This window comes from Bradyrhizobium sp. AZCC 1678 (assembly GCF_036924765.1).
Lineage (GTDB): Bacteria > Pseudomonadota > Alphaproteobacteria > Rhizobiales > Xanthobacteraceae > Bradyrhizobium > Bradyrhizobium algeriense.
In genome coordinates this window covers 6,678,557-6,690,389 of the sequence record NZ_JAZHSE010000001.1, presented here as the reverse complement: position 1 = coordinate 6,690,389, position 11,833 = coordinate 6,678,557, and the positions used below count along the sequence as shown (strand labels likewise).

The window sequence follows — 11,833 nt, the reverse complement described above, 5'->3', positions numbered from 1 at the left end:
CTTTGGGCGCGAACATGGCAGAAACAAGGGAGAATTCAATTCCTTAGACGGCCATTGCCATTATTCATACGGGAATTTCGTTAATCCGGGGGCGGCGACAGGGCGGCTGCTTAGCGGTGCGGGCCCCAAGGGCCCTCTGATGGGCCGGGACGAGTGCCCGGAACACCGGCGGGCTCGCTGGGATCGCTCCACGGGCCGCGGGGAACCGGCGGTTGGAGTTGCCCGGTGGCCGATTCCTCCGGCTGGTCCGATTCGTCCGCCGTATCGGACGGCAAGGCGAGCGGGCCGGGATCATGACCGCCGGCAAACTGCACCAGCGCCTTGACGCGGTTGTCGACCGACGGATGGGTCGCGAACAGGTCGGCAAATCCCTCGCGCGGATTGTCGACGCAGAGCTCCATGACCGCAGACGTTGCGCCGGGCAGCTCGCCGCGGTTCTCGATCTTGCGCAGCGCCGTGATCATGGCGTCGGGATTCTTGGTCAGTTCGACCGAGCCGGCGTCGGCCAGCAATTCGCGCGACCGCGACAGCGCCAGCTTGACGACTTGCGACAACAGCCAGGCCAGCAGGATCAGCGCCACAGCAATGATGATCGCGATGATCGCGCCACCGCCACCCTTGCTGTCGCGGTCGGATGATGATGACGAGGAGGAAGAAGAAGAGGACGATGAAGACCAGCCGCTACCGGAGGAGTTCCACGACAGGTTGGTGAACATGCGAAAGAACAATTCGCCGAAAAAGCCCACCACGCCGGCGATAATCACCGCGACCACCATCAATTGCACGTCGCCGTTGCGGATATGCGTGAGCTCGTGGCCGAGCACGGCCTCGATCTCCTGATCGTTGAGCGCCTGCAGAAGGCCCGACGTCACCGTGATCGAATATTGCTGCCGGTTGAGGCCGCTGGCGAATGCGTTCAGCGCCGGGCTGTCCATCACCTTCAGCTTCGGCATCGGGATGCCGCGCGAGATGCAGAGATTTTCCAGGAGATTATAGAGCCGCGGCTGCTGCTGCCGCGTCACGCTCTCGCCGCCGGTCACGGCGTCGATCATGTTCTGGTGGAAGAAATAGGCGATGACGATCCAGAGCGCGGCGGCAAGGGTGGCGTAGGGGAAGGCCGCGATCAGGTCGCGCCGGGCTTGTATCAGGTAGAAGTCGACCGATTTGTTGCTGTACAGCAGCACCTCGGCGACCAGCGCGCCGGCAAAGACGATGACATAAATCAGGAGAAACAGCCCGGCGAGCAGCAGCATCGAACGAATCTTGTTCGACGAGATATGCGTGTAGAGACCGTACGCGGCCATGATGGGCTGCTCTGCCGGATGTTTGAAGCGTCAGAACTTCACGGTCGGCACGGCCTCGACTTCGGTGCGGCTGGCGCCGAGGTCGAAGAACTCCTTGCGGGTGAAGCCGAACATGCCGGCGAACAGCGCCGCAGGAAGCTGCTGGATGCCGGTGTTGTATTCCTGGACCGCGTTGTTGAAGAAACGCCGGCTGGCCGCGATCTTGTTTTCGAGGTCGGACAGTTCACTCGCAAGCTGCTGGAAATTGGCGTTGGCCTTGAGGTCCGGATAGGCCTCCGACAGCGCGATCAGGCGCCCGAGCGCGCCGCTGAGCTGGTTTTCGGCGGCGGACACCTGCGCCGGCCCCTCCGCCGACATCGCCGAATTGCGCGCCTTGATGACGTCGTCGAGCGTGCCGCGCTCGTGGCTGGCGTAGCCCTTCACGGTCTCCACGAGGTTCGGGATCAGATCGTGGCGCTGCTTGAGCTGCACGTCGATGTCGGCAAAGGCCTGGCTGACGCGCTGGCTGAGCGCGACCAGGCGGTTATACGCCGCGAAGGCAAACAGCACGATGATGACGATGACGCCGAGAACGATCCAGCCGGTCGACATGACGGACAACTCCTGTGGGACGAAAAGACAGGGAAACTAGACGAAAAACCGGGCAGGCGGCAGCCCACCCACGATTTGGGGCATGGCTTTAGTCGGAAGTGGGGCGGGATAAGTTCAAGGCCAACGCTCCGCGGTCATTCCGGGGCGATGCAAAGCATCGAACTGGTGCGCAATTGCGCATCTGAGAATCTCGAGATTCCCCGATGCGCAATTGCGCATCTGAGGTCTGGTCCTTCGGACCATCCCGGAATGACCGGATCAATTGACAGCATCGCCCCACCGCCAACGGCGGGCGGCGGCGTAATCCGCTTTGGCGCGGCGAGGCACTTTTGTGAGGACGAGACCTTCTGGAGTGCAGAGCTTCGCTGCTATTTCGACCTTGGTGACCGCGGGTTGCGCCAGCACGCGGGAAGGCCGTGTTTCAACCAGTTCACGCGTCAGCGCGACATAGGCGAATTTTTCGTCCTCGAACGGCAGCTCCGTGCCCTTGACCTGCTTGTGCGCGCGCGAGCGCTGCAGGCGCTGGGTGAAATGGCACCAGTCGGGCGTTTGAAGCGGGCATCTGCCGTCATGCGGGCAAGGCGCGGCGACATGCGCGCCCAACGCGATCAAGTGCTCACGCAGCGCGATGATCCGGGCATAGCCGGCAGGCGTGCCGGGTTCGACGACGAGCAGCGTGTCGTGGGTCTTTGCCCACATCAGTTCGGCGAGCGCGCGCTGTTCGGTATCACTGATTTCGCCGATCATGTAGCTCGCCATGACAAGGTCGGCGGCATCCGCTTTGGCGAGCGCGGCGCGGGCTTCGCCGCGCTCGTAGCTGAGGTCACGCAGGCGAAAGCTGTCGCTGACGAGGTCGAGCGCCAGCGCACGCAACGCGTCGTTCGCATCCAGCAGCGTGAAGTCCCTCAGCGACGGAAAGGCTTCGGTCGCCGCCCAGGTGGCCGTGCCCGGCCCGGCGCCGATATCGAGCAGGCTATTCGGGACAAAATCCGGCCTGATCTCGATCAGCGCGTTGAGGCTCGCCGTGACCGCGGCATAGGTCGCGGGCATTCGCGCCAGTGCGTAGGCAAGCGCATCGGCCTCGGAGCGGATGGCGCCGGAGTTGCCGCCGCCGCGGTAGGTTTTCGAGATTGATGCTGCGCGGCCGGCGGCGTCGCTGCGCGAAAAACCGCGCAGCTTGCCGTCGAGCGCGGCCTTCAGTTCGGCGGGGAGGTCAGGCGAGGTCATGGCGTGTTCTTTCCCCTCTCCCCTTGTGGGAGAGGGTGGATCGACGTCGCGAAGCGACGGCGAGACGGGTGAGGGGTTCTCTCCGCGAATTCCGCGTTCGCGGTGAAATACCCCTCATCCGGCGCTTCGCGCCACCTTCTCCCACAAGGGGAGAAGGGAAGAAAGATCACGCCACGTTCTGGTCGAGGATCTTCACGGCGTCGTCGAGGCCGACCGAGACCAGTTGCGACACGCCGCGCTCGGCCATGGTGACGCCGAACAGCCGGTTCATCCGCGCCATCGTGATCGGGTTGTGCGTGATGATGATGAAGCGGGTTTCGGTCGACGACGTCATTTCGTGCAGCAGGTTGCAGAACCGCTCCACGTTGTGGTCGTCGAGCGGCGCGTCGACTTCGTCCAGCACGCAGATCGGCGACGGGTTGGTGAGGAACACCGCGAAGATCAGCGCCAGCGCGGTCAGCGCCTGCTCGCCGCCTGACAGCAGCGACAGCGTCTGCGGCTTCTTGCCGGGCGGTTTTGCAATGATTTCGAGGCCAGCTTCCAGGGGATCGTCGCTTTCGATCAGATGAAGCGCGGCTTCGCCGCCGCCGAACAGTTCGGTGAACAGCCGCTTGAAGTGCTCGTTGACGGTCTCGAAGGAGGTCAGCAGCCGCTCGCGGGCTTCCTTGTTGAGGCTCTGGATGCCCTGGCGCAGCCGCTTGATGGCCTCGACCAGGTCGTCGCGTTCCGTGGTTAGCGCGGTGTGCTGGGTCTCGACCTCGCGCAGTTCTTCCTCAGCGCGCAGATTGACGGCGCCGAGACGTTCGCGGTCGCGGCGCAGTTTTTCGAGGCTTTCCTCGATCTCGTTGAGCGGCGGCAGTTCCGCGCCCGGTTCGATCTCGGCGAGCGCTGCGACCGCATGCGGCTCGACTTCGAGCATGTCGTGGATTTCGCGCTCGATGTCGGAAAGCCGGCGCTTGGTGCCTTCCATGCGTTCCTCGGCGCGGGCGCAGGCCTCGCGGGCGGAGGAGAGCGCTTCGAGCGAGGCCTTGGCTTCGCGGTCGGTCTGCGCCATCACGCTCTCGGCGGCGGCGAGCGCGTCGGCGGCGACGCGGCGGGCGCTTTCGGCGGATTCGATTTCGTTGATCAGTGCGCGGCGCTTTTCGGCAAACAGCGCCGGGGCATCGTCAAGCTCGGCGCGCTCGGCCGTCACTTCGGTGATACGCGCCTCGACGGTGGCGACCTGGGAGGCCGAGCTTTGCCTGCGGTTCTGCCATTCGGTGCGTTCGGCCGTGATCGCCTGCACACGTTTGTCGGCCAGTTCGGCCTCGCGCGCCAGCGCCTGGGCTTCGGCCCGCACCTGTGCGGCAAAGCGGCGGTGCCCGTCAATCTCGCCGCGAACGGCGGCGAGCCGCGTCTCGGTGTCGAGGGTCGGCGGCAACTCGGCCAGCGCGGCGCTGGCGCTCTCATGCGCGGCTTCGGCCTCGCTGCGGTCGGCGGCGAGACGGGTATGGGCTTCGGTCAGCGCCGATTTGCGCGCGGCGTGGCGATTGATCTCGCGCTCGGTCGCGGCATGGCGTTCGCGCGCGGCATCGGCCTCGCGCTGCGCAACACGCCAGGCCTCGCGGGCGGCGGACTCGGCGGCGGAGGCAGCCTTCAGTTCCGCCTCGGCTTCTTCCAGCGCCTGCCGCTTGTTGGCGGCATCGGTGCGGGCCTGCTCCAGCTCATGCTCAATATCGACCAGACGCGCGCGTTCGGCGAGACGCCGTGCGGCGCCGGTCGGGGCATGGGCGGCTGTGACAAAACCGTCCCAGCGCCAGACGTCGCCCTCCAGCGACACCAGCCGCTGGCCGGTCTTCAATTGCGACACCAGTTCCGCGCCGCGCTCCTTCGGCACGACGCCGATCTGCGCGAGGCGCCGCGCCAGTTCGGACGGTGCCTCGACGTGAGCGGCGAGGGCCTCGACGCCATCCGGCAGGGCCGGATCGTCGAAGCTCGCACCGGCATTGGTCCAGCGCATCGGCGCCGAGGGATCGACGGGCGCGTCAAGATCGTCGCCGAGCACGGCGCCAAGCGCCTTCTCATAGCCTTTGGTGACGGTGACGCCGTCGATAATCGGCGGCCACAGATTTTTGGTCTCGCCATTGACGAGTTTTGAAATGGTGCGCGCCTCGGTCTCAAGCCGCTGCACGCGCTTTTCGGCCTCAGTGAGCGGGGCGCGGGAGGCTTCGAGCTTCTGTCGCGCGGCGACGTGGCCGGTCTCGCTGGCCTGTGCGGCGGCCTCAGATACCGCCAGCGTTTCCTGCGCGGTCTCCATGGCCGCGGCGAGCGCGTCGAGGTCACCGAGATTGCCAGTTTCCTGTGCGAGTTTTTCCTCGTCGGCCTGGACGCTGGCGATTTCCTGATCGAGCCGGGCCAGCCGGTCGCGGTGGGTGCGCACGCCGGCTTCGAGCTGGTTGCGCTTGGCGGTGAGGTCGGCGAGCGCGGTGGTGAGCTCGCCGAACATGCGCTCGGCGGCGGAAAGCGTCGTTTCCGCTTCAGAAACACGTTCATCAACGCCGGAGCGCTTTTCGACGCGCGACTTGATCTCTTCCTTTAACTCAGCGTCTTCGGTGTCGAGCCGCTGCAGCGCCACCTCGGCATCCGAGGTCTGCTGCTGTTCGCGCGCGATGTCGGCGGCGAACTGCGTCAGCCGCCGGTCGAGCTCGGCGACGCGCTCCTTGGCGCGCACTTCCTCGCGGTCGAGCAGTTCGCGCGCATTGGTGAGCCGCTGCAGTCCCGCCGCGGCGCGGGCTTCGCCCTCGCGCAAGGCAGGGAGTTCGGAGGCGCGGATCGCCTGGATGCGTGCGGCCTCGGCCTGCTCGCGGGTGCGCTCGGCCATTTCGCGCACGTTGATGTCGTGGGTATGCCCGGCTTCCGCGACGTCGGCATTGGCCTCTAACCAGCGCAGATGGAACAGCGTGGCCTCGGCCTTGCGCACCTTGGCCGCAACTTCGCGAAAGCGAATGGCCTGGCGCGCCTGCTTCTTCAAGCCGTCGATCTGGCCGGACAATTGCCCGATCACGTCCTCGACGCGGGTGAGGTTGGTTTCGGCCGCCTTCAGCCGCAGTTCGGCCTCGTGGCGGCGGGCATGAAGCCCGGCGACGCCGGCGGCGTCTTCCAGCACGCGACGGCGCTGTTCGGGTTTCGCCTGAATGATCTCGCCGATCTTGCCCTGGTGAACCAGCGCCGGCGAACGCGCGCCGGTGGCGGCATCGGCAAACAGGATCTGCACGTCGCGGGCGCGCACGTCGCGGCCGTTGATGCGATAGGCCGAGCCGGCCTCGCGCTCGATGCGGCGAGAGATCTCAAGAAGCTGGCTATCATTGACGGCGGCCGGCGCCGTGCGATCGGAATTGTCGATCGTCATGACGACTTCGGCGTGGTTCCGCGCCGGGCGGTTGCCGGAACCGGCGAAGATCACCGCATCCATGTCGGCGGCGCGCAGCGATTTGTGCGAGGTTTCGCCCATCGCCCAGCGCAGCGCCTCGACCAGATTGGATTTGCCGCAGCCGTTCGGCCCGACCACGCCAGTGAGGCCGGGTTCGATCATGAAATCAGTGGGTTCAACGAACGACTTGAAGCCGTGGAGGCGGAGGCGCGTGAGTTTCATGAACACAAATCTCGGTTGGCCGGGCGCGAATCTCCCTGCCGTGACAATACCATAGAAGGCAATGTCGGTGTGGATGGATAGCCCATTGCGGCTCTTATGAGCCGCGACAATGGCGAGGCCGGGGCCGAAGGGCAACGGCCCTACGCGGCTTTTCCCAAGGGTTTTGAGAGGGTTTTGATGCGTTTTTGTCCAGCCTTTTGCTGGACTTATGGCCGGATATGAATCCGGCGGCGCGAATCAGCTCTTCAACAGCGAATTGATGCGCTTCGAGAATTCCTCGAAGCTCTGCTCGCCCTTGAGCATCTCGCCGTTGATGAAGAAGGTCGGCGTCGACTGCACCTTCAGCACCTCGGCGGCAAACTTCTGGTCGGCCGCGATCTTGTCGAGCAGCGCCTGATCCTTCAGGCAGTCCTCGACCTGCGTCTGCGTGAGGCCGGCCTGCTTGCCGATCCGGCTCAGCGTCTCGGTGGTGTTCTTCACCATCCAGTCGTTCTGCTGCCTGAACAGCAGATCGATCACGGCAAAAAATTTCGGCGCGTCGTCCTTGGCGATGCAGCGTGCCAGCATCGATCCCGCGGCGGCCTTGATGTCGAGCGGGAATTCGCGGAACACGAAGCGGATCTTGCCGCTATCGATGAATTCCGACTTGATCTTCGGAAACACCTTTTCGGTGAACGCCGCGCAATGCGGGCAGGTCATCGAGGCGTATTCGGTGATGGTGACCGTAGCGTTGGCCGGTCCAAGCGCCATGTCCGGCAGGGATTGCGGCTTGGCGACGTCGGCGCCCTGCGCCATCGCGCCCGTGATCAGCCGCAGCGGCGAGAAGCCGGCGAGAGCGGTCAGCCCGGTCAGCGACAGGGCGGCGGTGAAAGCGCGGCGCGTGATCATCAAAGTCTGCTCCCGAATGGCGCGTTCACGCCCGAAAGAAGTACGAAAAGAAGCCTTCGCTAGCTTGAAACGCCAGTTGTGGCAATGGCGTGTTGCCGCGGCGGCGCTGCGCCCAGGGCTCAATTTCGCTTGATCGCAGCGCCGAGCCGCGCCAGTGCGGCGCGCAGTTCCTCGTCCTCCACCGCGGACAGGGTTTCTGCAACTTTTGCCACCGCTTTCGGGTCCGGCGCGCGGGAGGGCGCGGGGCGATTGCGGCGCGACAGCGGCGCCTGCCGCAGCGCCAGCCGCCCGACCGCGCTCCAGCCGAAAAAGCGGTTGACCCGTTGCAGGATGACGTCGGACGAATGCTGGATCTCCAGCGCCATCGGGCCTTCGACCCGCAATATCAGCGTGGCCGGTTCCTGCGGCTGCCCCTCCACCGGCCGCGGCCATTGCATCTTCAGCGGCTCGGAATGGGCGGCGATCTGAGGTCCCGCGATCTCGGCCCAGCGCGTCACCAGTTCCCGCGCGGCAAATCCCTGCTTGGCGTAGGCATCAGAAAACACGTCGCTGAGCAGGACGGAAAGCGGTTTTGCCGAGATCGGGCCGGGTCTGGACATGGGGCTTTATATCACCTCGCTCGTCGCAGGCGCCATCTCCACCGTCATGGCCGGGTTTATCCCGGCCATCCACGTCTTGGACAGCCGCGAAGAAGAAAGACGTGGATGCCCGGGACAAGCCCGGGCATGACGTGGAGAGATTGGAATCCCCACACTAGAGTGTGCCCATGAGTCCTGCGGCCGCCAAAATCAAACGACGAGAACCGCCTGTTGTGGCGGCCGATCGCCCCGCGCTGCTGCTCGACTGGTATGACCGCCATCGCCGTCGCTTGCCGTGGCGGCCGCCGGCGGGGGAGCGGGCTGATCCGTACCGGGTCTGGCTGTCCGAAATCATGCTGCAGCAGACCGGCGTCAAAACGGTCGGGCCATATTTCGAGAAGTTTCTGGCGCGCTGGCCGGATGTCGCCTCGCTCGGCCGCGCCTCGCAGGACGACGTGCTGCGGATGTGGGCCGGGCTCGGCTATTATTCGCGTGCGCGCAATTTGCATGCCTGCGCAGTTGCGGTGCTGGGCGACCATGGCGGGGTGTTTCCGGATACCGAGGAAGGCCTGCGCAAATTGCCGGGGATCGGGCCATATACGGCAGCGGCGATCGGCGCGATTGCCTTCGACATCCGAACCATGCCGGTGGATGGCAATATCGAGCGGGTGGTGTCGCGGCTTTACGCGGTCGAAGAGCCGTTGCCACAGGCCAAGCCGCTCATTCAGGAATTGGCGGCGACGTTGCTCGGCCTCTCTCGCGCCGGCGACAGCGCGCAAGCATTGATGGACCTCGGCTCCTCGATCTGCACGCCGAAGAAACCGGCCTGCGCGCTGTGCCCGTTGAACGAGGATTGCATGGCCCGCACGCGCGGCGATCAGGAAACGTTCCCGCGCAAGGCGCCGAAGAAGACGGGAACGCTGCGCCGCGGAGCCGCCTTCATCGTCACGCGCGGCGACGAACTTCTGGTTCGAACGCGGGCTGAAAAGGGCCTGCTCGGCGGCATGACCGAAGTACCGGGCTCGGAATGGCTGGCTGGACATGACGACAAGGCGGCGCTGAAGCAGGCACCTGCGCTGAAGGGGGTTGAACGCTGGCATCGCAAGGCCGGCGTCGTCACCCACGTGTTCACGCATTTCCCGCTCGAGCTTGTGATCTACACCGCCGACGTCGCCGCGCGCACGCGGGCGCCCGAGGACATGCGCTGGGTGCCGATCGCAACGCTCGCTGGCGAGGCGCTTCCCAATGTGATGCGCAAGGCGATCGCACACGGGCTGGGGGAATGAGGCGCGCCCACCTCGCGGCGGCGCGCGCCTGTATCGGGTTAGTCTGACCGCGGAGTCTCGACGGCGAACGCTACGATCCGCCGCACCAGCGGCAGCACCGCGAGCAAGGTCGGAAACGCCACCAGCCACGATATCGCCCATGCGGCGGGCCAGGTCGCAACGAAAGCAGGCGTTGGACCGAGACTCCTCAAGGTTGAGATCGCGGATACGACGAAAGTCATCAGCACCGACAACACCAGCGGCATGACGATCGCCGCATAGCGCGCAGGCAATTTTCCGCGCGGGCGCGGAGCAGGAGAAGTAGTCATGAAATTGCTCTTTGGAATTCGGTCGGTCGATCACGAGCGGCGCATGACGCATTCCTCCGGGGTCGAGCCGACCGGTTGAATGCGTTGCCTGACGTGAGACGCTTACGGTGCGCCTGAGCGCAGCAGCCGTTTCCTAACGGAGGCGTACGGCCAGCGCCAGCCCTTAAAATCTGGAAGCTGTCAAAATCGGCAACCGGGGCCCGGCGGGTACCGTGTAGCGGCTTGCTGACACCACGCTGGCAGCAGGTCTGCGCTAGATGGAGGCCTCACGGAGGTACCCATGATCAGCACCGCTCTCGACAATATCCCTACGCCGCCGTCTTCCAGACTGCTCGGCTGGCACGTGCTCGACGCGCGGCCGAAGGAGGGTTGGATCCGGATCGGCTTCGACGGCAAGCGGGATTTCTGCAACCCGGCCGGCTTCGTGCAGGGCGGCATTCTCTCGGCGATGCTCGACGATACCATGGGGCCGGCGGTGTTCACCATGACCGAAGGCAAGCTCTACACGGCGACCATCACCATGACCGTGAATTATCTCGCACCGGCCAAGCCGGGGCCGATCACGGGCGAAGCCAGAGTCACCCAACTCGGCAAGACCGTTGCCTTCGTCGAGGGGCGACTGACGGCGGCGGATGGCACGCTGCTGGCGACCGCCACGACGAGCGCGCGACTGGTCGAGACGGCGAAGGCCATTGCTTCTTTTGTCAGCTCGCAGCCCGCGGCGTTGCCTGCGTGAACTGGACGATCGGCGGCTTGGCGTTGAGGCCTTCGACCTGGAAGCCGGCGACGCGCTTGTAGTTGGCGGCGATGTCTTCCAGCTCCTGCAGCGAGAGCACGTCGGTGACGACGTTGTAGCCGTTGGGCGCACGCTCTTCGACCATCTGCATGACCTGCTCGGGACCGTTGCGGCGGTTGAGCATCACGAGATCTGATGTCGCCGGGCGGCGCTCGGCTTCATAGGCGACCAACGCGGCGTTGGTCGCGCCATGCGCCAGGATCTCGCGGGTGATGACGCGCGCGTCCAAAATCGCCTGCGACGCGCCGTTGGAGCCGATCGGGTACATCGGATGCGCGGCATCGCCCATCAGCGTGACGCGGCCGAACGTCCATTGCGCAACGGGATCGCGGTCGACCAGGGGATATTCGTAGGCGTGCGGGCACCTCTCGATCAGGCCGGGCACATCGAGCCAGTCGAATTTCCAGTCCTTGAACCACGGCAAAAACTCTTCGAGCCGGGCGGTCCGGTTATAGTCCTCGCGCCGCCACTGATAGGTCGGCGGCATATGCCGCTCGGCCACCCAGTTGATTTTGAACTTGTCCGCGCTGTCTGCCTGTTTCGAAATCGGATAGCAGACGAATTTCAGGATTTCGTGGCCGGCCATGATCATGGTGCGGCCGGACAGGAAGGCGTCGCTGTCGGTGATGCCGCGCCACAGGATGCGCCCGTTCCAGATCGGCGGGCCCTCATCGGGATAGAGTTTTTCGCGAACCGCCGAATGGATGCCGTCGGCTGCGATCAGCAGCGCGCCCTCGTGAGCGCCGTTCGATTTGCCGGTCGCCTTGTCGATGAATTCGGCGCGGACGCCATTCTCCGTCTCGCTCCAGCCAGTGAGGTGATGGCTGGTCAGGATGTTCTCCGGCCCCAGCCGCTCGATCGCGGCATCGAGCAGGATCTGCTGCAGCGTGCCGCGATGGATCGAAAATTGCGGCCATTTGTAACCGGCCTCGATGCCGCGCGGCTCGCTCCAGATCGGCTTGCCGTGCTTGGAGAAATACGCGAGCTCCTTGGTGCGGACAGCGTGCGCATCGAGCCTGTCGTGCAGGCCGAGCTCGATCAATTCGCGTACCGCATGGGGCAGCACGTTGATGCCGACGCCGAGGGGTCTCAGCTCGGACACGCTTTCAAAGATCCTGGCGGGAACGCCGATCTGGTGCAGGCTGAGCGCCAGCGTCAGCCCGCCGATGCCGCCGCCCGCGATGAGAACAGTCATGTTACGCCCCTCTTGCTGCCTGGGCGTCA

10 protein-coding genes are annotated in these 11,833 nt (G+C 65.2%); 2 read left to right on the top strand and 8 right to left on the bottom strand.

Translation table 11 applies throughout. The features are described 5' to 3' along the window. Window positions 1–110 precede the first annotated feature (110 nt). The 6 genes from V1294_RS32110 to V1294_RS32085 form a co-directional block, all read right to left on the bottom strand. Window positions 111–1,304, bottom strand: coding sequence for a M48 family metallopeptidase (locus V1294_RS32110; protein WP_334502848.1), 1,194 nt, complete (start codon window positions 1,302–1,304; stop codon window positions 111–113). 30 nt (window positions 1,305–1,334) lie between these two features. Next, window positions 1,335–1,895, bottom strand: a complete 561-nt coding sequence (locus tag V1294_RS32105; protein WP_334502846.1) for a LemA family protein — start codon at window positions 1,893–1,895, stop codon at window positions 1,335–1,337. Window positions 1,896–2,153: 258 nt separating this feature from the next. Beyond that, window positions 2,154–3,122 (bottom strand): small ribosomal subunit Rsm22 family protein, encoded by a 969-nt coding sequence (locus tag V1294_RS32100; protein ID WP_334502844.1) that lies wholly within the window; start codon window positions 3,120–3,122, stop codon window positions 2,154–2,156. 166 nt (window positions 3,123–3,288) lie between these two features. Further along, complete coding sequence (smc, locus tag V1294_RS32095) at window positions 3,289–6,753, bottom strand: chromosome segregation protein SMC (RefSeq protein ID WP_334502842.1); 3,465 nt, start codon at window positions 6,751–6,753, stop codon at window positions 3,289–3,291. Between the two features lie 237 nt (window positions 6,754–6,990). After that, the gene (locus V1294_RS32090; RefSeq protein ID WP_190241922.1) at window positions 6,991–7,644 is read right to left on the bottom strand and encodes a DsbA family protein; all 654 of its coding nucleotides are present in this window, start codon (window positions 7,642–7,644) and stop codon (window positions 6,991–6,993) included. A gap of 116 nt (window positions 7,645–7,760) precedes the next feature. Next, entirely contained in the window at window positions 7,761–8,240 is a 480-nt protein-coding gene (locus tag V1294_RS32085) for a DUF721 domain-containing protein (protein ID WP_334502840.1), read from the bottom strand. Between the two features lie 167 nt (window positions 8,241–8,407). Here V1294_RS32085 and mutY point away from each other — a divergent pair, with 167 nt between their 5' ends. Next, window positions 8,408–9,505, top strand: a complete 1,098-nt coding sequence (gene mutY / locus V1294_RS32080) for an A/G-specific adenine glycosylase (RefSeq protein WP_334502838.1) — start codon at window positions 8,408–8,410, stop codon at window positions 9,503–9,505. A 38-nt stretch (window positions 9,506–9,543) separates the two neighbouring features. Here mutY and V1294_RS32075 read toward each other — a convergent pair whose 3' ends face one another. Beyond that, window positions 9,544–9,813, bottom strand: a complete 270-nt coding sequence (locus V1294_RS32075; RefSeq protein ID WP_334502836.1) for a DUF2798 domain-containing protein — start codon at window positions 9,811–9,813, stop codon at window positions 9,544–9,546. A 280-nt stretch (window positions 9,814–10,093) separates the two neighbouring features. Here V1294_RS32075 and V1294_RS32070 point away from each other — a divergent pair, with 280 nt between their 5' ends. Then, on the top strand, window positions 10,094–10,549 hold the full coding sequence (locus V1294_RS32070) for a PaaI family thioesterase (RefSeq protein WP_334502834.1): 456 nt from the start codon (window positions 10,094–10,096) through the stop codon (window positions 10,547–10,549). Here V1294_RS32070 and V1294_RS32065 read toward each other — a convergent pair. Next, entirely contained in the window at window positions 10,518–11,804 is a 1,287-nt protein-coding gene (locus V1294_RS32065) for a flavin-dependent oxidoreductase (RefSeq protein ID WP_334502831.1), read from the bottom strand. The genes V1294_RS32070 and V1294_RS32065 overlap by 32 nt on opposite strands. Window positions 11,805–11,833 lie beyond the last annotated feature (29 nt).